Origin of the sequence: Vibrio sp. V10_P2A27P122 (assembly GCF_963874335.1) — a bacterium.
Lineage (GTDB): Bacteria > Pseudomonadota > Gammaproteobacteria > Enterobacterales > Vibrionaceae > Vibrio > Vibrio anguillarum.
This window is the reverse complement of the sequence record NZ_CAWNHY010000277.1, coordinates 19519-41920: the sequence shown is the minus strand read 5'-3', so window position 1 is coordinate 41920 and position 22402 is coordinate 19519. Positions and strand designations below refer to the sequence as shown.

16 protein-coding genes and 1 pseudogene are annotated in these 22402 nt (G+C 44.9%); 9 read left to right on the top strand and 8 right to left on the bottom strand.

The window, feature by feature from the left end; all coding sequences use genetic code 11:
• The first annotated feature begins 5 nt into the window (after positions 1 to 5).
• On the top strand, positions 6 to 1229 hold the full coding sequence (locus AACQ17_RS14710; RefSeq protein WP_026027379.1) for a phosphopentomutase: 1224 nt from the start codon (positions 6 to 8) through the stop codon (positions 1227 to 1229).
• Between the two features lie 79 nt (positions 1230 to 1308).
• A complete protein-coding gene (gene deoD / locus AACQ17_RS14705) occupies positions 1309 to 2028 on the top strand; it encodes a purine-nucleoside phosphorylase (RefSeq protein ID WP_013856127.1) in 720 nt (239 codons plus the stop codon).
• 59 nt (positions 2029 to 2087) lie between these two features.
• Here deoD and AACQ17_RS14700 read toward each other — a convergent pair whose 3' ends face one another.
• A complete protein-coding gene (locus tag AACQ17_RS14700; RefSeq protein ID WP_026027378.1) occupies positions 2088 to 2705 on the bottom strand; it encodes a YtjB family periplasmic protein in 618 nt (205 codons plus the stop codon).
• A gap of 186 nt (positions 2706 to 2891) precedes the next feature.
• Between AACQ17_RS14700 and serB the strand changes: the two genes are divergently transcribed.
• A complete protein-coding gene (gene serB, locus AACQ17_RS14695) occupies positions 2892 to 3872 on the top strand; it encodes a phosphoserine phosphatase (protein ID WP_026027962.1) in 981 nt (326 codons plus the stop codon).
• 68 nt (positions 3873 to 3940) lie between these two features.
• Here serB and AACQ17_RS14690 read toward each other — a convergent pair whose 3' ends face one another.
• Positions 3941 to 6286, bottom strand: coding sequence for a PilZ domain-containing protein (locus AACQ17_RS14690; RefSeq protein WP_019282345.1), 2346 nt, complete (start codon positions 6284 to 6286; stop codon positions 3941 to 3943).
• Positions 6287 to 6477: 191 nt separating this feature from the next.
• On the opposite strand from AACQ17_RS14690, the gene radA reads away from it, so the two are divergent.
• Both radA and fusA read left to right on the top strand, forming a co-directional pair.
• Entirely contained in the window at positions 6478 to 7857 is a 1380-nt protein-coding gene (gene radA, locus AACQ17_RS14685; RefSeq protein WP_013856131.1) for a DNA repair protein RadA, read from the top strand.
• 162 nt (positions 7858 to 8019) lie between these two features.
• On the top strand, positions 8020 to 10113 hold the full coding sequence (gene fusA, locus AACQ17_RS14680; protein ID WP_017043055.1) for an elongation factor G: 2094 nt from the start codon (positions 8020 to 8022) through the stop codon (positions 10111 to 10113).
• 168 nt (positions 10114 to 10281) lie between these two features.
• On the opposite strand, the gene AACQ17_RS14675 is transcribed toward fusA, so the two are convergent.
• From AACQ17_RS14675 to AACQ17_RS14655, 5 genes are all read right to left on the bottom strand, one after another.
• A complete protein-coding gene (locus AACQ17_RS14675; protein WP_017046551.1) occupies positions 10282 to 10494 on the bottom strand; it encodes a VF530 family protein in 213 nt (70 codons plus the stop codon).
• A gap of 154 nt (positions 10495 to 10648) precedes the next feature.
• Positions 10649 to 12337 (bottom strand): AMP-binding protein, encoded by a 1689-nt coding sequence (locus AACQ17_RS14670; protein ID WP_017047484.1) that lies wholly within the window; start codon positions 12335 to 12337, stop codon positions 10649 to 10651.
• 176 nt (positions 12338 to 12513) lie between these two features.
• On the bottom strand, positions 12514 to 13662 hold the full coding sequence (locus AACQ17_RS14665; protein WP_088721265.1) for an HD-GYP domain-containing protein: 1149 nt from the start codon (positions 13660 to 13662) through the stop codon (positions 12514 to 12516).
• Between the two features lie 229 nt (positions 13663 to 13891).
• On the bottom strand, positions 13892 to 15040 hold the full coding sequence (gene chrA, locus AACQ17_RS14660; RefSeq protein ID WP_094147735.1) for a chromate efflux transporter: 1149 nt from the start codon (positions 15038 to 15040) through the stop codon (positions 13892 to 13894).
• A gap of 114 nt (positions 15041 to 15154) precedes the next feature.
• Positions 15155 to 16498, bottom strand: a complete 1344-nt coding sequence (locus tag AACQ17_RS14655; protein ID WP_373568410.1) for an MATE family efflux transporter — start codon at positions 16496 to 16498, stop codon at positions 15155 to 15157.
• Between the two features lie 259 nt (positions 16499 to 16757).
• Between AACQ17_RS14655 and galE the strand changes: the two genes are divergently transcribed.
• The 4 genes and pseudogenes from galE (at position 16758) to galM (ending at position 21283) form a co-directional block, all read left to right on the top strand.
• Positions 16758 to 17771 (top strand): UDP-glucose 4-epimerase GalE, encoded by a 1014-nt coding sequence (gene galE, locus AACQ17_RS14650; protein WP_094147734.1) that lies wholly within the window; start codon positions 16758 to 16760, stop codon positions 17769 to 17771.
• Positions 17772 to 17824: 53 nt separating this feature from the next.
• On the top strand, positions 17825 to 18877 hold the full coding sequence (locus tag AACQ17_RS14645; protein WP_094147733.1) for a UDP-glucose--hexose-1-phosphate uridylyltransferase: 1053 nt from the start codon (positions 17825 to 17827) through the stop codon (positions 18875 to 18877).
• A 189-nt stretch (positions 18878 to 19066) separates the two neighbouring features.
• Positions 19067 to 20218: pseudogene (gene galK / locus AACQ17_RS14640) on the top strand (galactokinase); the annotation flags it as partial.
• Between the two features lie 30 nt (positions 20219 to 20248).
• Entirely contained in the window at positions 20249 to 21283 is a 1035-nt protein-coding gene (gene galM, locus AACQ17_RS14635) for a galactose-1-epimerase (RefSeq protein ID WP_232472867.1), read from the top strand.
• A gap of 69 nt (positions 21284 to 21352) precedes the next feature.
• On the opposite strand, the gene AACQ17_RS14630 is transcribed toward galM, so the two are convergent.
• Positions 21353 to 22351 carry a substrate-binding domain-containing protein gene (locus tag AACQ17_RS14630; protein WP_026027964.1) on the bottom strand — a complete coding sequence of 333 codons (999 nt, stop codon included), beginning with the start codon at positions 22349 to 22351 and terminating at the stop codon, positions 21353 to 21355.
• Positions 22352 to 22402 lie beyond the last annotated feature (51 nt).

The following is a 22402-nucleotide window of genomic DNA, read 5'->3' as shown; positions in this document are numbered from 1 at the left end:
GAGCAATGAAAAGAGCATTTATTTTAGTATTAGATTCATTTGGTATCGGCGAAACCGCTGATGCACCACAATTTGGTGATGTTGGCGCTGACACTTTGGGCCACATCGCAGACCAATGTGCTAAAGGCGAAGCGAATAACGCGGATCGCCAGGGCCCATTGACGCTGCCAAACTTATCGAAACTGGGGCTTGCCATGGCGCATAAAGAGTCAACGGGGCGTTTTGCTCCGGGGCTTGATGCCAACGCTGATATTATCGGTGCGTACGGCCACGCAGCCGAGCTTTCATCAGGTAAAGATACTCCTTCGGGTCACTGGGAAATTGCTGGTGTTCCTGTGCTGTTTGAATGGGGTTATTTCAGCGATAAGCAAAATAGTTTCCCGAAAGAGCTGACAGATCGCATTATTGAACGCGCAGGTTTGGATGGTTTTCTTGGTAACTGCCATGCATCAGGCACTCAGGTTTTAGATGATTTGGGTGAAGAGCACATGAAAACGGGTAAACCGATTTTCTATACCTCAGCTGACTCAGTGTTCCAAATAGCTTGTCACGAAGAGACGTTTGGTCTTGATCGTTTGTTAGAACTTTGCCAGATCGCACGTGAAGAATTGGCGGATTACAACATTGGCCGTGTGATTGCGCGCCCGTTCATTGGCCCGAAAGCGGGAGAATTTGCTCGTACTGGCAACCGTCGCGATTTATCCGTTGAGCCGCCAGCGGCGACCGTGCTGCAAAAATTGGTTGATGAGAAGCAAGGTAACGTGGTTTCTATTGGTAAAATTGCCGATATTTACGCCTACTGCGGCATCACTCATAAAGTCAAAGCGACAGGCATCCCGGCTTTATTTGATGCAACACTAGAACAAATCAAACAAGCGAAAGATAACACTATCGTCTTCACTAACTTCGTTGATTTTGATTCCGCTTATGGTCATCGCCGTGATGTAGCGGGCTACGCTGCGGCACTGGAGTACTTTGACAAGCGTCTGCCACAAGTGCTTGAGTTAATGGAAGAGGACGATGTGCTTATTCTTACAGCGGACCATGGTTGTGATCCAACTTGGCCGGGTACGGATCATACGCGCGAGCATATTCCAGTCTTGATTTATGGGCATAAAGTGGCCCCCGGTTCATTGGGCCGCCGTGAGACGTTTGCTGATATTGGTCAGTCACTGGCGCACTATTTCGGTACGTCTGCGATGGATTACGGCACCAATTTCTTACAGTAAGCGTAGCGATTCATTTTTTGAGGATGAATAGAGAGATCACTCTCTATTCTTTGGTCAATTTAGATAAAGGATACTTTTAATGGCAACTCCACATATTAATGCTGAAATGGGTGCATTTGCAGACGTCGTTTTAATGCCGGGTGACCCACTTCGCGCAAAATACATCGCAGAAACTTTCCTTGATGATGTGGTTCAAGTGTGTGATGTCCGTAACATGTTTGGTTATACAGGGACGTACAAAGGTCGTAAAATTTCGGTAATGGGCCATGGCATGGGGATCCCTTCATGCTCAATTTACGTGACGGAACTTATCAAAGATTTTGGCGTAAAAAAAGTGATCCGTGTTGGAAGCTGTGGTGCGGTCAGCGACGATATCAAAGTGCGTGATGTTGTTATTGGTATGGGGGCTTGTACCGATTCCAAAGTTAACCGCATCCGTTTTAAAGACCATGATTTTGCTGCGATTGCCGATTACAAAATGGTTAAAGCCGCAGAAGAGGCGGCTACGGCGCGTGGTATTAACGTGAAAGTGGGTAACTTGTTCTCTGCAGAGCTTTTCTACACGCCAGATCCAGAGATGTTCGATGTGATGGATAAATACGGCATTGTTGGTGTAGAAATGGAAGCGGCGGGAATCTACGGCGTAGCGGCGGAATATGGCGCAAAAGCACTGACGATTTGCACTGTCTCTGATCACATCAAAACTGGCGAGCAAACGACGTCAGAAGAGCGTCAAAATACTTTCAATGAAATGATTGAAATTGCGTTAGATTCAGTATTGATTGGCGACGCTCAATAATCTTCTTTTATAAAAAAACCTCAGTGTCGCAACTGAGGTTTTTTTATTTACAAAGCCTGCTAGGTCATATCATCCACATTCTGTAGCAGCAGGTTCTCTCCACCACTCTTTGGCTTTCGGCGCAGCAGTAGCAGTGTGAGCAATACACCGCTGACAAAGCTGGTTAGCAGCATGAGATACATGTAGCGATCACTTTTACGATAGTGGTGATCTGAAATTGCGGTGACGCGGCCAGTTTCAAAAGTAATGCGGATAAAACCAATGATACTGCTTTCATGATAGACAGGCTCAACCAGTTGCTGACGGCCAATGCTGGCCGTGCGCAGTGGTGTATCCAATCCTAATACTTCGCGTACGCTTAACGCGTTATCGCTGGCGGCTAATTTGACCCCTTCGGAATCATAAATGGTGGCATCAAACACCAGTTTATCTTGAGCTAACTGGTTGGTAAGGGCTAGCAGGCGCTCTTGATCTTGCTCTGATATCATGCTGCCCGCAGATAATGATGCCTGTGAAATCAAAACCTTAGTTAATGTTTCTAGTTGGTTGGCCTGAATTCGTTCGTTACCTTTACTGATCACAACGCTGTTTTTTACGGTAAAGAAGAACATGCCTGCTAATAAAATGACGGTAAGCACACGAATTGCGACGCGAAATGAAAATAAAGAGCCGTCCATAACCCACCTGATTGGATAAATAAAAACTTTACTCATATTGAGACTTGCGTTTTTAAATTGCAATAGGGTAACGTCAGGGGCATACACCCATTTATTGATACTCGAGCATTGAATCGAGTTGATCCCATTTTGCTTGTTGTGCGTTTAAGCAGGCTGAAGGAAAGGATTGATTAAGGAATGATAAACATGGATGCCCTCAAAACATTGCCGATCAAAAGGCACACAACGCTGCTCAACCGCTTGCCTGAAACTCGTTTCTCTTCACAATTTGACAAAGCAAAAGCAAGTTGGATTGTTTTTGCACCTTATCTCTCCACTCAACATTTTGATGATATTGACTTTTTTACCGGTTACTACAACGCTGTCCTCGATATGTGGAAAGTGGGGCATTATGAAGTGGCGCTGATGTCAGGTGAGCTGACGACAGAGCACGAGAAAATTTTACAAGGGCTCGAAATTGATTATGCCCGTTTGTGTGAAGTACCAGACCTTTCTAAACCGGGTTTGATTGTGATGGATATGGACTCCACGGCGATTCAAATTGAATGCATTGATGAGATAGCTAAGTTAGCGGGTGTCGGAGAGGAGGTAGCCGAAGTCACTGAGCGAGCGATGCAAGGTGAATTGGATTTTGAGCAAAGCTTGCGTCAGCGAGTTGGAAAGCTTGCTGGTGCCGATGAGTCGATTCTTGAAGCGGTTCGCTCTACATTACCCATGATGCCCGATTTACGTGAACTGGTGGCGACACTGCATGCATTGGGGTGGAAAACGGCGATTGCATCCGGTGGCTTTACCTATTTTTCAGATTATTTAAAAAGCGAACTGCAACTTGATCATGCGCAATCCAATACGTTGGAAATTGTTGATGGCAAGCTTACTGGTCAAGTGCTAGGTGATGTCGTTTCGGCACAAACCAAAGCCGATATTTTGGTTGAGTTAGCACAACGTTATGAGATTGAATTGCACAATACTGTCGCGGTTGGCGATGGGGCGAATGATTTAGTTATGATGGCTGCCGCGGGGTTAGGCGTTGCTTATCATGCTAAACCTAAAGTTGAAGAAAAAGCACAAGCGGCGGTCCGTTTTGCAGGCCTTGGTGGCGTGCTCTGTATTCTCTCTGCCTCATTGGTGAAGCAGCAAAAACTCAGTTGGAAAGTGAAGCCTTAAGTAAAGCTCAACAGCAAGAGATAAGAGTGAGCGATGCCCACTCTCTCTTTTACAAAAGTCAGTCGCTTTTACAAGGTCAGCTCTAAGCGAATCAATACTTCTTCTGTAATATCGATCACCTCTCCATAACCAATGATTGAGGTGATCTCTTTTTCTAGCGTGCGAGCGTGATGAAGACTAATTTGTGCCAACTCATTGAGATCACTGCGCAGCAGCGTAGTGATTGGGTCAAAGACGGGTGCACTGCAAATCCTCAAGATGTAAATTTCACCCATGTGCTGCGCTTTTTGAATGAAATCAATACGCTCTTTAGTGTTTTCAAAATCACTTAATAATTTCGATTGGATTGATTGAATACGCGTGCCAAATTTGATTGCCGCAATATAAACGTCGTGATATTGCGGTATCGCTCCTTCAATGCGCCGCATCGGTTTAGCCAGTAGCGTATTGGTGTGACCTTTGAATATTGGCTCTAACGTGATGCGATTTTCTTGGCCTAATTTAGCCAGTAACACAAGATGAGGCGGCAAGGGATAATTCACGCCAATCACTTTAGGGCGTAAATTTGCACCGTGTTTATCAACGAAAATCGGCGAACTTATCATCTTATCAAGCAAGATGTTGTGCAACCCTTCCAGCAAGTTATGACTTGGTAGTACTTCTTCTTTCTGTAACAACTTATCTTGATTGTTTTCAATAATGCTATTGAAAAAAGCGATTGTTTTGATGGTATGTATATTTTCTTCTATCACCAATTGTAGACGCCGACCTTCGGGCCCAATTCGAATGACATTATAGGGAAGGCTATGCAGTGGCAGCTTTTTGTCGTAAAGCTGTAATTCGTGGTAATTGATGGTGACGTTATCGCCTGCTTTCACGGGTAGTGGTGTATCCACAATAATACTTAAACCACGTTTGGATAAATCAATCGTGTGGCCAGTTGCATTTACCCCAGATCCTGAAGTGATAGTCAGCGGTGTCTTGAATTGGTAACGAGGCTCTTTTCTACGCGAGCGAGCATCAAAATAAATGCCTGTAGGTTGACCAATGATCTGCCTTGGATGACGAAATTTATTGAGTTCGCTATTGGGTAAATTGGGTTTGTCAGTCAATAGGTAATCTTTTGCCGAATCCTCATCGCCAATTTCTTGTAAAACGCCACAGTGCGTTAAGTGGCTTGAGCGATCTGACAATTCATGGGCATGAACCGCAAGTTCTTGACGCTCTTCATCCGAGAGTTCAAAGACAAATAAGCGAAACGCTTTCCAACTTTGTCGACGAGCGCCAACATGCCAAAACATTTTTCTTTGTTCACGGTTAGCCTCTGGCATCATCATTGAAAAAAAGAGCGTTTTTTCCTGATGTTCATGCTTGAAAGCATAAAGCACATTATTGCTACCCCGCATCCCCGGCTTGGTTAACTGTTCCATCCGCTCTTTATTGAATAACGAACCGAGTGCTTGTTGATTACGCTCGTCGTGCCAGTATTGCCAGATCGGTTGGTTATTTTCAGTCAGCAGCACCAACTTCAATTCACTGCCACTAAAAAACACTGGTAAGTTACAGGTGTGTTTTAAATAGGTGTGCTCGTAACCACGGGTTCGAGCTCGGATGAGTTTATCTTGGTTATCGTGGCGCGCTTTTTGAGTGTTATTTTGCAGCGATTCAGTAATCACTTTTTCGATGATGTTAGTGTCGGAAAGTTTTAGCGTACGCAGAAATTTCACGGCATCGTTATCGTAAGACTCATCAATACCTAAAATACGATATTCAATGGCGTGGTGCAGTCCAACCACTTCTGACGTTTTGTTGAGTTCGGAAAAATAGACTTTGATCACCTCACCGAGCTTGTAGTTAAAAGCGGCGGGAACTTTAAATTTTGCACCCGAAACGGATAGATCAACACTGAGGCCATTGACCAGCTGTTTACTAGGTAGGTGAATCTCAACTTGTGAGGTGACTTTTAAGCGATTTTCTTGACGCTTGAGATCATAACCAAGCTTAATTGGCTCAGCCTCAAAAAACGTACTGCCACCACCGTCTTTTTGTGGGTTTTGGGCACCACGTTGTTGCATCACACGGAAGTTGTTTGGCGTATTGTTTAATGCTTCCCATACGCCTTCCGTGTACGCACCAAATTTTTTGACCCCTTTGTGATAGGCGTTAAAGGCCACATCGTCGAACCAATGTTTGCGGCCATCTAATTCATATTCTCGGCATTCCCCTTGTACCCGACCTCGCAAGTCAATACTTTTAACACAAGGAGCCATGATGCGATTGAGCTCCATTTTGACCAGTAATTTTGCCGACGGTGATTCATCTTCTGTCATTTGTGAAAGAAGGTATTCAAAATCAGGTAAACGGTAAGCTGGGATCAAACGCTCTGCGATTGATAGAATTTCAGATTGCTGCATACTTTTCTGTTAGAGTGTCCGTCTTAAAGATTAATCGGCATCGTTATCATAATCTTTAGTTATCTGTTGCGAAGGTTCAACCTTTATTTAAACGTAAATCAACCTATATCACTTCATGATTACTTAACAGTTTAATCTTTAAGCTTGAAAAGTATAGGTTACCAACAAGAAACAGGAATTGTTGAGGAAGCATGGCAAAAGCAAAACGCGCCTATGTATGTAATGATTGCGGCGCAGATTTTCCGCGTTGGCAAGGTCAATGTAGTGCTTGTGGTGCATGGAATACTATCACCGAAGTACGCTTGGCAGCATCGCCGCAGGTTGCACGTAATGAGCGACTAGGTGGTTACGCTGGGGCGGTAACGGAATCACAAGTCCAAGTACTGTCGGATATTAATCTGCAGGAAGTCCCACGGTTTTCTAGCGGCTTTAAAGAGTTGGACCGTGTATTGGGTGGTGGTGTCGTACCCGGCGCGGCGATTTTAATCGGTGGTAACCCTGGCGCTGGGAAATCGACTTTATTGCTGCAAACCATGTGTCAGCTCGCGGCGTCAATGCCTGCTTTGTATGTCACGGGTGAAGAATCGCTTCAGCAAGTCGCGATGCGAGCCTCTCGTCTTGGTTTACCTAAAGATAAGCTTAAAATGCTGTCGGAAACCAATGTAGATCGAATTTGCCAAATCGCTGAAAAAGAGCAGCCCCGCATCATGGTCATAGACTCAATTCAAGTGATGCATGTGGCTGACGTCCAATCCTCTCCCGGTACGGTGGCACAAGTGCGCGAGTCTGCGACAACGCTCACACGCTATGCTAAGCAAAACAACGTTGCCGTATTTTTAGTCGGACACGTTACTAAAGACGGTTCTTTGGCTGGTCCAAAAGTGCTAGAGCATATTATTGACTGCTCGGTATTGCTCGACGGAGGGACTGATAGTCGTTTTCGTACATTGCGCAGTCACAAGAACCGATTTGGTGCGGTCAATGAACTCGGCGTTTTTGCCATGACGGGACAGGGCTTGCGTGAAGTGAGTAATCCTTCTGCCATTTTCCTTTCGCGAGGCGAAGAAGATACTTCGGGCAGTTCGGTGATGGTCGTATGGGAAGGAACGCGTCCACTGCTAGTGGAGATCCAAGCACTGGTTGACTATTCACAATTAGCAAACCCAAGGCGAGTCGCCGTTGGGCTTGAGCAAAATCGCTTATCTTTATTATTGGCTGTGCTTCACAAGCACGGTGGCTTACAAATGTCCGATCAAGATGTGTTTGTTAATGTGGTTGGTGGCGTTAAAGTGACGGAAACAAGCGCTGATTTAGCACTTCTCATGGCACTGCTTTCAAGCTTCAGAGATAAACCACTTGCTAAAGATGTTGTGGTGTTTGGCGAAGTCGGTTTGGCCGGAGAAATTCGCCCAGTACCTAGTGGTCAAGAGCGATTAAATGAAGCATTTAAACATGGTTTTAAGAAAGCAATTATTCCGATGGCGAATATGCCTAAAGGTGGAATACCGGGCATGCAATTGCACGGTGTGAAGAAATTATCTGAAGCAATTGAAGCATTTGATGAGTTATAAATCTTAATTAAACTCGCCTCTTTTACGGTTATGACCTATATTTCACCGACAGTTCGTAACCGTACTATATTTTTTTTCAAGCAAGCGTATGCAAGGGTATCAGTCTTGACAGATTGTGATATACTCTGCGCGCACTTTATACCTTATTAACAGAGTAAGACAATGGCAGATTTATCAAAATACAGAAACATTGGTATTTTCGCGCACGTTGATGCCGGTAAAACCACTACCACTGAGCGTATTCTTAAGCTTACTGGTAAAATCCACCGTACAGGTGAAGTACACGATGGCGCTTCTACCATGGATTTCATGGATCAAGAAGCTGAACGCGGTATCACAATTCAATCAGCAGCGACGACTTGTTTCTGGAAAGATCACCGTTTTAACGTTATCGATACTCCTGGGCACGTTGACTTCACAGTTGAAGTTTACCGTTCTCTGAAAGTTCTTGATGGCGGTGTTGGTGTATTCTGTGGTTCTGGCGGTGTTGAACCTCAGTCAGAAACTAACTGGCGTTACGCGAACGATTCAGAAGTAGCTCGTCTGATCTTCGTAAACAAACTAGACCGTATGGGTGCAGACTTCTTCCGCGTTGTAGGACAAGTGAAGAAAGTTCTTGGCGCAAACCCACTTGTTATGACTCTTCCAATTGGTCGTGAAGACGAATTCGTTGGCGTTGTTGACGTATTAAACCGTCAAGCTTACGTTTGGGATGATTCAGGTCAGCCAGAAAACTACGAAATCAAAGAAATTCCAGCAGACATGGTAGAGCAAGTTGAAGAATACCGTGAAATGCTAATCGAAACTGCAGTAGAGCAAGACGACGAGCTAATGATGGCTTATATGGAAGGCGAAGAGCCAACTATTGAGCAACTAAAAGCTTGTATCCGTAAGGGTACTCGTGAATTAGCGTTCTTCCCTACATTCTGTGGTTCAGCATTCAAAAACAAAGGCATGCAACTTCTACTAGATGCCGTTGTTGATTATCTTCCAGCTCCAGCTGAAGTTGTACCTCAAGATCTGACTGATCCTGAAACAGGTGAGCCTACTGGTAAAGTTGCAACAGTTTCTGTTGACGAACCATTCCGCGCACTTGCATTCAAGATCATGGATGACCGTTTTGGTGCCCTAACGTTTATCCGTATTTATTCTGGTAAACTGAAGAAAGGTGACACCATTCTTAACAGTGCTACTGGTAAGACTGAGCGTATTGGCCGTATGGTTGAGATGCACGCGAACGATCGTAACGAACTTGATTCCGCTCAAGCGGGTGATATCATCGCTATCGTTGGTATGAAAAACGTAAAAACTGGTCACACTCTATGTGATCCTAAACACGAATGTACTCTTGAGCCAATGATTTTCCCAACGCCTGTAATCTCTATCGCTGTTGCTCCTAAAGACAAAGGCGGTTCTGAGAAGTTAGGTATTGCGCTAGGTAAAATGGTTTCAGAAGATCCATCATTCCAAGTTGAGTCTGATGAAGAAACTGGCGAAACCATCCTAAAAGGTATGGGTGAACTTCACCTAGATATCAAAGTTGATATCCTTAAGCGTACACACGGCATTGATCTTATCGTTGGTGCTCCTCAAGTTGCTTACCGTGAAACTATCACCAAAGCAATTGAAGACAGCTATACGCATAAGAAACAGTCTGGCGGTTCTGGTCAGTTCGGTAAGATCGACTACCGTATCAAACCAGGTGAGCCAAATTCAGGTTTCACGTTCAAATCAGTAGTTGTTGGTGGTAACGTACCTAAAGAATTCTGGCCTGCGGTAGAGAAAGGCTTTAAGTCTATGATGGACCAAGGTGTTCTTGCTGGGTTCCCTGTACTAGACGTTGAAGTTGAACTGTTCGACGGTGGCTTCCACGCAGTTGACTCATCTGCAATCGCATTTGAAATCGCAGCGAAAGGTGCATTCCGTCAATCTATGCCTAAAGCTGGCGCTCAACTTCTAGAGCCAATTATGCACGTTGACGTGTTTACTCCAGAAGATCATGTTGGTGATGTTATCGGTGACCTTAACCGTCGTCGTGGCATGATTAAAGATCAAGAAGCTGGCGTAACAGGTGTACGTATTAAAGCGAACGTTCCTCTATCTGAAATGTTTGGTTATATCGGTCACCTACGTACAATGACATCTGGTCGTGGTCAGTTCTCTATGGAGTTCTCACACTACGCTGCATGTCCTGCAAACGTTGCAGAGCAAGTTATTGCTGACGTTAAAGCACGTAAAGAAGCAGATAAGAAGTAATTCTTAAAAGCTAAGCTGAACGTAAAAAGCCCTACCAGTGAAAGCTGGTGGGGCTTTTTTACGTAACAACGAAATAGAAAAGGGCATAAAAACCGATAAAAGCAGAACCGATAAAAGTGGAAACTGCCGGGCGAAGGTAGCTTATGCCACTCAATTTATATCGTTTAGTTAGCCCTTAAGATTGATATAGATTTCTTCAACTTTAATACGTGCCCATTCAGTTTTACGTAAAAACTTCAAGCTTGATTTAATACTCGGATCCTTTTTAAAGCAGTTAATATTGACCATATAGCTGAGCTCTTCCCAGCCATAGTATTCAACGAGCTCCGTGAGTAGTTTTTCTAAAGTGACCCCATGCAGCGGGTTATTATCTTGTGTCATGATCCAATTATTCAATGGCGTTATTTAAGCTAAGTATAGCAGGCATAGGAGTTAAATTAGGACAAAATATTAGGCAATATAGGAGGTTGTCAGTGTGAAAACTTGGTGTATTGGCAGGTTAGAGGTTAAGTCCAACCTGCTCAATTAGAATGGATTACTCTTCCCAAACAACCAGTTGTCCTTTTGGCCAATTGTGCCCCATTTCATGATATTTCTGCTCTAATACATGCCGCTTGATTTTTAAGGTAGGAGTGAGCACGCCATTTTCGATTGACCATGGCTCCTTTATCATTAGCACGCCTTTGATTTGCTCATGCGATTCCAATTCCTCATTCATCCGCTTAATGACTTTTTGAGTAGTACGCTCATAACGAACGCGATCAAAATGAGGGAAATTATGTGGAACAACCAGCAAAATAGGGGCGGGAAGCCCTAAGCCAATCAGACACATCATCTCGACTCGAGTGTATTCGAACAGTTTATTTTCGATAGGTACGGGAGCTACAAACTTGCCTTTGGCTGTTTTAAAGGTATCCTTTTTGCGCCCTTGAATGGTGAGATAACCTTCAGCATCAATAAAACCGATATCGCCAGTATGTAGCCATCCTTCTTTATCAAATGACTCTTGAGTTGCAATGTCATTTTTATAATAGCCAGAAAATAGTCCTTGGCCACGCACCATAATCTCATGATCATTATTAGCGATTTTAAGTTCGATTCCTGGGCCTGCTCGTCCAACCGACCCCAATTTGTCGGCTCTAAACGGGTAGTTCAGGGTGCTATAAGCAAAAGATTCTGTCATGCCCCAAGCTTCGGTAATGTTTAGCCCAATTTGGTGATACCACTCTAATAACGCCGGTGATACGGGAGCCGAGCCACAACCAAGCACACGTGCTTGATCAAGCCCTAAGCCATCAGCAAGTTTCTTCTTAATCAGCGTGCTTACAAAAGGGATCTTTAGCAGAAAATTGAGCTTTTTCTGCGGTAATTTGTCTTGAATGCGTTGCTGAAATAGAGTCCATAACCTTGGTACTGAGATAAAGAGCGTCGGGCGCTGCATTTTGACATCTTCAATAAAGGTGTCTAATGATTCAGGGAAAGCCGTTTGTACCCCACCCATGATGGAAGAGCCAAAAATATAAACACGTTCAGTAATATGAGCTAAAGGGAGGTAGGAAAATAAACGGTCGTTTTCTTGAATGCCAATGTGGTTTATAAGCTGTTGAGCTGACCAGCTAAATGCACCGTAGGTTAGCATAGCCCCTTTCGGCAAGCCTGACGTACCCGATGTATAGACTAAAGACATCAACTTATTGTCATAATGTACAGGGCGTTCTGTGCTTGGCGGATAGTGCTCAATCAATTTTGTAAACAGGTGATCGCAAATGGGAGCTGAATCATAGGGTAGCGCAATACTGATGATATCTGGCAAATGGCTCAATACTTGTTGGGTGGCTTGGCCGTTATCGAGTTTACCCACAATGACTATTTTTGTTTCGCTATGGGTGAGGCAGTATTCGATGGTATCGGCGCCAGCCGTTGGAAAAATGGGAACACTGACAAAGTCGCCGAGCATCATTGCGAGATCACACACAAACCATTCAGCGCAGTTTTTGGAAATGAGTGCAATTTTATCTTGGGGTTTTGCCCCTAGCGCTTGTAGCGCCGAGGCGAGCCTGAGTGCTTTGTCGGCCACTTCAGCATAGGTGTATTCAACAAATTTTCGGTTAATAATTTGTCTTAAATAAACTTGGTTGGGGCGTTCCGCTGCCCATTTCAAGATCATTTCATTCGGTGGTGGGAGAGCACAAGTTGCTTTGCTTAACTCGTTAGGCTGAATCATTCTCTAACTCCATGTTATTGGCAAAAATATTATTATTCTTATGTTAATGTTTTGTTAACTTTAGCATGGTGGAATGGTTAGGTAAAAGAAGATTGTAGTTACTAAACGTTAAAGTTGAGCGCTGGATTCACTTTCTTATTTTGACACTATTAACTCAGCGTGACGTTTATTTCTGTTCAGTTGAATCTATCCTTCGGGTCGATTTCTGGGTGAATATCAATCACATGTTTTAAGTAATCTTGATGATAGCGAAGGGCATTGACACAGTGTTTATCAAGCTTGCCGCTCACGACCATTTTTTCCAGTTCGAGAAGGGCAAAAGGAACAGACCAAGCTTGTTTGTATGGACGATGGCTTGTTAAGGCATCAAAGACGTTGGCAACAGCAATAATGCGTGCCGATATCGGGATATTGTCTTGCATTAGGCCGTAAGGATAGCCACTGCCATCCAAAAACTCATGATGATAAGCGACGATCTCTTTTAATATGGATATGCAAGGGTGATCAGGTGTACCTATGTCATCAATAATTTGATTAATGATTTCAATCCCTTTTTCTATGTGGCTATACAGTTGAGCACGCTCTGGTTTATCTAATGTATTTGGGTTAAGTAATAAGCTTGTCGGTAGGGCAAGTTTGCCTATGTCGTGATAGCGCGAAAACTGGATGATGTTATCAATGGTTTCATCATCCAGTTGATAAATGTCAGCAACTTCCGTAGCGATGACTTTGGCATAACAGCTAATACGTTCTTTATGCTCTTTCGATTCCAGTTGATGCTCTGGGGAGCGTGCTTGAGTCAAATTTACAGTCTCTAAAATAGTGTGGACTAGGTCGTATTCAGAGCAAACTGCAAAGCGAATCATCTCAATAAAAGGTTCTACATTCTGCCTTACCTGTTCGGTAAACAAATGGCTTTGACACGAGTTGAGGAAAATAAAGCCAATAAATGCTTGTTGATGGTAAGTCGGAATTGCCAGTGATGAACAATAACCTTGTTCAATTAGCCAGCGAGTATGAGGATAGTCTGGCTTCAATTGGATTGGGATATTTTCAACGCTACGACTCTGGCCGTTTTGTGCGCATTGCTTAAGGACTGGAAGCTCAGCAAGTGGAAACTCGTAATGTATAAGCTCGCCCCCGTGAAAGGTGCTGTCGGCGTAGGTTTTCAAATTATCATGATGATGGTCGTATAGCGCAAAAGAGATCCGGTCAATCTCTGGGACTTTGACTTGCATTCGCTGGTGTATGTTAGCCAGTTGCTTATTGAGTGGACCAACATGTGGAAAATAGGCGTGCTCGCAACCTTTGCTATGCGTATCCATCGCGTGTTCCTCTGCGCTACAGGGTCTCCAAGGTTGAAATGGAGAAGCTCTTCTAATTGATAAGTTTAGAACAGATAAGCGATGCGTGCGTGAAATTTAAATAAAAAATGGGTTATATAACCAAGCAATATGAGGTGGTACTGGAAAGCCGTTGGATGACGCAGGGTCACTAGATAAATACGGCTATTTGACTTGACGCCATTTTTAGTCACAAGGCGTATGGCCAGTTTCAGTTTAATCCAAGTGCAATACCACTGAGCATAAAGAATATAACCAGCCAGACAATAGGCAATTTGAGCTGTTTTATTAGGTAAAAACCGGTCAGAACGATCGCCATATCTAGATGATTTCTGACCGAGCTTGTAAATACAGGGTGATATAAGGCTGAGAGCAGCAAACCAACGACGGCGGCGTTAACACCGTTGATTGCTCCTGATACTGATCGATAGTTTGCTAAGGCTTGCCAATTTTTAAGCACGCCTAGCAGTAACAAAAAACCCGGCAAAAAGACGGCAATGGTCGCCAGCGTTGCGCCTAAGATTGGCGCTTGTGGTAGTAGAGCGTAACCAATGTAAGTGGCGAAGGTAAACATTGGACCAGGAACCGCTTGTGCTGCGGCATATCCTGTTAAAAATAGATCCGGGTCAAGCGCGTCGCCAACCAAATTTTGCAGCAATGGAAGTACGACATGCCCACCGCCAAACACTAAGCTACCCGCTTGATAAAAGTGGTTAAATAGAGCGATTTCAGGCATCAAGTGGGCGGCAAAAGGTAAACCGACCAGTAAGCCAATAAAGAGAGCGAAAGGGACGAAAGCGGGGACAAATGAACGTTCAGTGGCTAAATCTTGACTAGGGAGCCATTTCACTCCGATCAGCGCTGCCGCAATGAGAACTCCGATTTGCGTTCCAATACTGGGTGCAACAATCAGCATCACAGCGGTGGCCACACACAACCCAACAGTTAAGCGATTCTTACAGAAGTTTTTAGACATTCCCCATGTGGCATCCGCGACAACCACAACGGCTAGCAGTTTTAAGCCGTGAATCACGTTTTGAAATAAGGGGGTTTGTAGTAATTGGCTGCTGGCGATGGCAAGGGCAACCATGATCAAAACCGAAGGGAGTGTAAAACCAGCAAAAGCGGCGCATCCACCCAATAAGCCACCACGATGGTATCCTAGTGCAAACCCAACTTGGCTTGAACCTGGCCCTGGCAAAAACTGACTTAAGGCAACGATCTGTGCGTATTCTTTATCTTCAATCCATTTTAATTTTTCAACGAATGTATTGCGGAAATAACCAATGTGAGCGGCTGGCCCGCCAAAGCTTATCCATCCAAGCAGAAAAAAAGTTTTGAAAATAGTAAACATGTGCATAAGCACTCTTAAATAGACGTTGTTTTGCTACTTTAAAAGGATGTTTGAGCAGATTCAAATTTAATCATTAACCATTTGTAAACCGCAGGAAAATGATAGACAGATTGGCATGGGTTAACTGAGTTTAAACTTAGTCCAAACCTTAGATCGCCAACGCCTAAACATGATGATGCCTCTGAACCATTCATCCACCGAAATGGCCACCCATGCACCCATAACTCCCCATCCCCAATGTAGGCCAAATAAGTAAGTTAAACCTGCGCCAAAAGTCCACATGCTTAATATGCCCATCTGCACTGGAAAGCGAATGTCTCCTGCGCCTTTGAGTGCGGCAATAAAAATTAGGTTAAACGTGCGCCCGGCTTCCATTGCAATGGAGCCAGCAATTAACCCTGCGACCAAGGCCGTTATCTCAGGATCAGAAGTGAAGAGGGCGATGATGTCAGCGCGCAGTAGATAAATTGAGATCGTCAATGTACTGGAGACGAGAAAGCCAACCACAAAATATTGTTGTACTTTAGTCAGAATCTCATCCACCCAACCTTTACCAATGTAGTAGCTAGTTTGAATTTGCCCGGCTTGCCCAAGAGCTACTGAGAATGCAAAGGCGAGACGGGCAATATTTTGCGCATAAGTAAACGCGGCCAATGAAGCCGTGCCCATTTTTACAACGAAAAAAATCACCGTCAGTTGCATCATGTTATAGGAAAGAATCTCTCCCGCATTCATCATACCGATCTTGATGATCTTCTGGTATAGCGGCTTCGGGATGATTTTCCACTCTTTCACCGGTAGTGATATGTGGTAGTACTTAACGGTGTAGTACAGCAAAATAGTGCTGACAATTTGGCTGAATACTGTTGATATCGCAACCCCTTGTACACCGTAGACGGGCAGTCCAAAGGGTTGAAAAATAGCAATATAGTTACCGATGATATTCAATAATCCGGCAAATAAATTAATGAACATCGGCGCTTTGGAGTAGCCGTTACTGCGCAAAATCGTCGCCAGTACAATGCCGATGGTAACGTTTACTGTAAAGCTGCCACTGATAACCAGATATTCATAGCCATATTGTGCGACCTGCGCTTCTAAGCCGTAGGCATTCATGACTGAATTAGCGCTCAAATAAGCGGCTAAACTGAGCGATGAGCCAATGATTAATCCAAGCAGTAAACTGGCCACCCCAACATGTGCCGATTCACTTTGGCGGCCAGAGCCATTGTATTGCCCAATTAGGATCCCTGTACCACTGCTGACCATCATTGAGACAATCAGCAAGAAAAAATTGATTTGAGTGATAACCCCAACCGCTGATACAGCCTTGTCTGAATAACTACTCAGCATAAATACATCACTGGTGTTAATCGCCGTCCGTAATAAAATCTCAATAAAGATCGGCCAAGTCAAAGTGACGATATTCATTCGGTTATTCAGTTCTACACGGCTTTGGGGCATGGGCTAAAACTCAGCAAGGTAAGTCGAACTAGAGAAGATGATGGTGCAAGGTGGTGGGCTGCAAAATATCTCACTAGAGCCTACCTGTGCGTATTGTATACGTAATTTAAATAAAATCAGTTAAGTGAAGGGAATTGTTTTAGAGTTTTCGTGGAAACGTTTACATTGTGGTGTTTTGATCACAGATTGAAAGCGAGTAAGGCTGTTAGACTTTTTCAAGAGCGAGAATCAACCTCTATCGGTATCCCAATAGGAGAGTATGGTGAAAGTATTAGTGACGGGCGGTATGGGCTATATCGGAAGTCATACCTGTGTACAAATGATACAAGCGGGTATCGACCCCATTATCGTTGACAACTTATCTAACGCGAAGATTGAAGTATTAAGCCGTATCCATGCACTGACAGATAAAACGCCCGTGTTTTATCATGGTGATATCCGTGATGAGGCCTTTCTCGATAAGGTATTTTCTGAACATAATATTGATGCTGTGATTCATTTCGCAGGTTTAAAAGCCGTCGGTGAATCCGTGATAAAACCGCTCGAATATTATGACAATAACGTCAATGGTTCGTTGGTGCTAGCGCGCAGTATGCGTAAAGCTGGAGTGAAAAGTATTGTATTCAGTTCATCGGCGACAGTGTATGGCGATCCTGAAATCGTGCCGATAACTGAAGATTCTCCAACCGGATCAACCACCAATCCTTACGGTCGTAGCAAATATATGATTGAGCAGTGCCTATCGGATTTAGTGGTTGCTGAGCCAGATTGGAGTGTGACCTTACTGCGTTACTTCAACCCTGTGGGGGCTCACCCTTCGGGCACTATGGGCGAAGACCCGCAAGGTGTGCCGAATAATCTGATGCCGTTTATTGCCCAAGTTGCGGTAGGTCGCCGCGAGAAGTTATCCATATTTGGTAGCGACTACCCCACACCGGATGGTACGGGTGTGCGTGATTACATTCATGTGATGGATCTAGCCGATGGCCATTTGGCCGCTTTAAATACGGTTACGATGAAAGCGGGAAGGCATATTTACAACCTTGGATCGGGTAACGGATCGAGTGTGTTAGAGATAGTTTCAGCCTTTGCTCAAGCAAGTGGTGTTCCTATTGCTTATGAGATTTGCCCACGACGCCCGGGTGATATTGCCGAGTGTTGGGCTAGTACCACAAAAGCGGAGCGAGATCTGGCTTGGAAGGCGACGCGCAGTATCAATGAAATGGCTGCTGATACATGGTATTGGCAATCCAATAACCCGCAAGGGTACTAGTTTTATCCGGCGTGACGCGTCGGACTATCAAATAGCATAATTGAGTAAGCAATATGTCGAATGTTGAATTTAACCCAGTGGATCATCCACATCGTCGCTACAACCCACTCTCGGGGCAGTGGATTTTAGTCTCACCACATCGCGCTAAACGCCCTTGGAGCGGGGCTGATGAAAAGCCAGCGGTAGATGAACTGCCAAGTTATGATGAGAAGTGTTTTCTTTGTCCGACAAACGAGCGTATCTCTGGTGATGTCAACCCAGACTACCAAAGTACATACGTATTCAACAACGACTTCGCAGCACTGATGGTAGATTCACCAGATGCACCGGAGTCCGATAGCCCTCTATTCAAAACTCAAGGTGTGCGTGGTTTGAGCCGAGTGATTTGTTTCTCTCCAGATCACAGCAAAACTCTGCCAGAGTTACCCGTGGGCAACATTCGCAGCGTGATTGATACGTGGAACGATCAAATCGAAGAGTTAGGTAAAGAGTACGTTTGGGTACAAGCATTTGAGAACAAAGGCGAAACCATGGGTTGTTCCCAACCTCACCCACACGGCCAAATCTGGGCTAATAGCTTCTTACCCAATGAAATTGAACGCAAGGAGCACAACCTAAAAGCGTATTACCAACAACAGGGTAGTAACCTGCTGGTGGATTATGTGCAAGCTGAGCTGAAAGATGGCTCACGCATTGTGCTGGAAACAGAGCATTGGGTGGCTGTTGTGCCTTACTGGGCTGCATGGCCATTTGAAACCATGTTGCTGCCAAAAACGCATATCCGTCGCATGAGAGAGTTGAGTGATGCGCAACGTGACGATCTCGCCGTTGCGATTAAAAAACTGACCAGCCGTTACGACAACCTGTTCCAATGTTCTTTCCCTTATTCTATGGGCTGGCATTACGCGCCTTTCTTTGAAGAGGGTACGAACATTGACCATTGGCAACTGCATGCACTGTTCTACCCACCACTGCTGCGCAGTGCCTCGATTCGTAAGTTTATGGTGGGTTATGAAATGTTGGCTGAAAGCCAACGAGATTTAACCGCAGAACAAGCGGCGCAGCGTCTGCGCGAGCTAAGTGATGTTCACTACAAAGAGCAGTAACGTCATCTGTGAAGTTGTAGCTTTGTTGCTGCGTAAACGCACCCTAAGAACATAGGTAATCTATGTTCATTGGCTGAATTTACTTATCACCTCGCTGCACCTCCAACGACTTGGGCTTAACAAAGTTTTTTTCATAGCGCTAAGTGGTTAATGAGAAATGAAAACCAGTTTATGAGTTTAGGAATGCAAATGTTTGATTTAATCCAAAATGTGAGAGCGTCTTTTGAGCAAGTGTTGGGCTACGCGCCTAGTCATATCATCCAAGCGCCAGGCCGTGTAAATTTGATTGGTGAGCACACCGACTATAACGACGGTTTTGTGCTCCCCTGCGCAATTAACTATCAAACCGTGGTAGCGGCTGCCAAGCGTGAAGATAATTTAGTCCGCATCGTATCTGTTGATTATGGCAATGCACTTGATGAGTTTGACCTCACCCAAGAGATTACTTTCCAACAAGACAAAATGTGGGCGAACTACATTCGCGGCGTGGTGAAATGTTTGCTTGCGCGTGGGTACTCGTTTACTGGGGCGGATATTACTGTCAGCGGTAATGTTCCACAGGGAGCGGGGCTTAGCTCTTCGGCTGCGCTTGAGGTCGTGATCGGTCAAACCTTTAAAGAACTTTATCAACTGGATATTTCTCAAGCGGAAATTGCACTAAATGGTCAACAGGCCGAGAACGAATTTGTCGGCTGTAATTGCGGTATTATGGATCAAATGATTTCGGCGCAAGGTCGTGAAAACCACGCGCTACTTTTAGATTGCCGTAGCCTAGAAACACAAGCGGTTTCAATGCCAGAAGAGATGGCCGTCGTGATCGTCAACTCCAATAAAAAACGTGGCTTGGTAGATAGCGAATACAACACCCGCCGTCAGCAGTGTGAAGAGGCTGCGCGTATTTTTGGCGTCAAAGCGCTGCGTGATGTAAGCATTGAACAGTTTAACCAAAAAGTTTCTGAGCTTGATGAGTTGGTGGCTAAACGTGCTCGTCACATCATTACTGAAAATGACCGTACTGTTGAAGCGGCCCAAGCGTTGCGCGCCCACGACATGAAGCGTATGGGCGAGCTGATGGCTCAATCGCACGCATCGATGCGTGATGATTTTGAAATTACGGTCAAAGAGATTGATACCTTGGTTGATATCATCAAAGAGGTGATTGGTGACCAAGGCGGTGTGCGTATGACTGGGGGCGGCTTTGGTGGCTGTATTGTGGCACTTGTCCCACCGACATTGGTTGATGCAGTGAAAGCGGCTGTCGATGAGAAATATGAAGTGGCGACTGGCCTCAAAGCGTCGATTTACGTCTGCCAAGCAAAAGAGGGCGCTGGTCTAGTGGAGGCTTGCTGCACATCTTCACTTGTTCACACTATGACTCAGCAAGTAGCCTATGATGGCCGCCCGGCACAACTTGTCAGTTTGACTAACCGCATTGGTAGCCGCGTAGTATTAATGGATATTGGTGCAACATGGCTCAGTTGTGAGTTGGCGCTTAAGGATGGGGAACGCAGAGAAGTTCTGCTGGGTGTTTCCACCATGAGCGACTTCCAGAAACAACAAAGCTATATGGGCGTCACTGTGGGACGTTATGCCAACCGGATCGCTAAAGGCCAATTTGAATTAAATGATCAACGCTATCAAGTGACGACCAACCAAGCTGGAAATAGTTTGCATGGTGGTCTTGAAGGGTTAGATCAGCGTCGTTGGACTATTGCTCACAAAAGTGCTCAACAAGTGACGTTTTCAATCCATTCATCGGATGGTGACCAAGGTTTTCCCGGTAATGTTGACATTGCCGTGAGCTATGAACTGAACGATCAGAATCAATTGATCCTCCGCTATTTAGCGACCACAGATAAACCAACGCCGCTTAATTTAACCAACCACGCCTATTTTAATTTGCTAGGCGCAGAGAGTGATCATACGATTTTAGATCAGTCACTCTTTATAAAAGCCGATCAATTTTTACCCACAGATCCACATGGAATCCCATTGTCAGGGCCAAAATCTGTCATCGACACGGGCTTTGATTTTCGCGTTGCAAAATCAATAGGTCGTGACTTACTCAAAGATGAGCAGCAACAAGCAAGCAAAGGGTATGACCACAGTTATTTATTGCCTGATAAAGCTGATTTAACCGTGTGCGCCGCGCAACTGAAATCACCAGATGCAAAGGTAACCATGAGCGTATTTACGACTAAGCCAGCCATACAACTTTATAGTGGAAACTGGCTATCGGGGACGCCCAATCGGCGCGGTGGGGTTTATCAAGGCTATGCGGGGGTCGCATTAGAAACTCAATACTTGCCGGATGCTCCCAATCATGCCGAATGGCAGCAACCCAGCTGTATTACTCTACCAGGGCAAGAATATACTCATACCACCATTTACCAATTTGACGTTTAAGGTGGGTGCGTCGCTTAGATGTTGAGTATTGATGCCCAAAGTGGCGAGTGAAAGTGTAACCTGAGTGCGTCAGATTTTTTCTACCGAATCTCGACGCACCAAAGTCGGTGAGAAAATCATCGGTTCTTTTTCTATCGTTTCGCCACGGGCTAATTGGAGTGCCAGTTTAGCGGCTTTTTCAGCCATCATCTCGATTGGGTAGCGGATGGTGGTCAGCCTTGGGCGAATGTAGCGTGCGATCAACGCATCATCAAAGCCGATCACTGAAATTTGCTCAGGGCTTTTTACACCATTCTCCTCAAGCACATTTAACGCGCCCGCTGCCATATTATCGTTGTAGGCGACCACGGCAGTCATGTCGATCGAACGGATCAGCAAGTGAGTCATCGCTTGCTCGCCACCTTCGCTGTGTGGTTCGGCCAACTCGATGTAATTAGGAGCGATCTCAATACCGTGATCTTTCAACGCGGCTTGATAACCAGCTACGCGATCTGTAGCGTCTTCAATCGAATGAGAAGAGCCAATACAAGCGATTTTTTTATGACCGTGGCGGATCAAAAACTCAGTCGCCAAATAAGCACCTTTGTAGTTATCCAATGAGATGCAGCGGTTAGCCAGTTGCGGGATATGACGGTTGATCAATACCATCGATTTCACTTCGGCGGCGTAGTCGATCAATTCTTGATCCGATAAACCTTTCGAGTGAATCACCAAAGCGTCACAACGGCTGTTGATCAACAGTTCAATCGCTTGGCGCTCTTCTTCAGCACGGTGATAACCATTGCCAATCAACAGATGCTTGCCATTGTCATGAGCCACATTATCGACCGCTTTCACGAGCATGCCAAAAAAAGGATCGGAAACGTCACTGACTAGCACGCCTATGGTGTCGGTACTTTGGCTGACTAAAGCTCGTGCGGCGGCGTTAGGCCGATAGCCAAGTAAACTCATTGCGGCGGTGACCGCTTCAATCGATGTTTTACTCGCTTTAGGGGATTTATTGATGACTCGTGAAACCGTTGCCACTGACACACCGGCTTCGCGAGCTACATCTTTTATGGTAGCCATATTACACCTCTTGCTATTGCTCGCTGTATTTAACAATGGTGGTGTAAATAA

Coding starts and splice junctions, on each gene's coding strand:
- AACQ17_RS14710 (WP_026027379.1), top strand. CDS start 6: ATGAAAAGAGCATTTATTTTAGTATTAGATTCATTTGGTATCGGCGAA.
- deoD (WP_013856127.1), top strand. CDS start 1,309: ATGGCAACTCCACATATTAATGCTGAAATGGGTGCATTTGCAGACGTC.
- AACQ17_RS14700 (WP_026027378.1), bottom strand. CDS start 2,705: ATGGACGGCTCTTTATTTTCATTTCGCGTCGCAATTCGTGTGCTTACC.
- serB (WP_026027962.1), top strand. CDS start 2,892: ATGGATGCCCTCAAAACATTGCCGATCAAAAGGCACACAACGCTGCTC.
- AACQ17_RS14690 (WP_019282345.1), bottom strand. CDS start 6,286: ATGCAGCAATCTGAAATTCTATCAATCGCAGAGCGTTTGATCCCAGCT.
- radA (WP_013856131.1), top strand. CDS start 6,478: ATGGCAAAAGCAAAACGCGCCTATGTATGTAATGATTGCGGCGCAGAT.
- fusA (WP_017043055.1), top strand. CDS start 8,020: ATGGCAGATTTATCAAAATACAGAAACATTGGTATTTTCGCGCACGTT.
- AACQ17_RS14675 (WP_017046551.1), bottom strand. CDS start 10,494: ATGACACAAGATAATAACCCGCTGCATGGGGTCACTTTAGAAAAACTA.
- AACQ17_RS14670 (WP_017047484.1), bottom strand. CDS start 12,337: ATGATTCAGCCTAACGAGTTAAGCAAAGCAACTTGTGCTCTCCCACCA.
- AACQ17_RS14665 (WP_088721265.1), bottom strand. CDS start 13,662: ATGGATACGCATAGCAAAGGTTGCGAGCACGCCTATTTTCCACATGTT.
- chrA (WP_094147735.1), bottom strand. CDS start 15,040: ATGCACATGTTTACTATTTTCAAAACTTTTTTTCTGCTTGGATGGATA.
- AACQ17_RS14655 (WP_373568410.1), bottom strand. CDS start 16,498: ATGCCCCAAAGCCGTGTAGAACTGAATAACCGAATGAATATCGTCACT.
- galE (WP_094147734.1), top strand. CDS start 16,758: ATGGTGAAAGTATTAGTGACGGGCGGTATGGGCTATATCGGAAGTCAT.
- AACQ17_RS14645 (WP_094147733.1), top strand. CDS start 17,825: ATGTCGAATGTTGAATTTAACCCAGTGGATCATCCACATCGTCGCTAC.
- galM (WP_232472867.1), top strand. CDS start 20,249: ATGACTCAGCAAGTAGCCTATGATGGCCGCCCGGCACAACTTGTCAGT.
- AACQ17_RS14630 (WP_026027964.1), bottom strand. CDS start 22,351: ATGGCTACCATAAAAGATGTAGCTCGCGAAGCCGGTGTGTCAGTGGCA.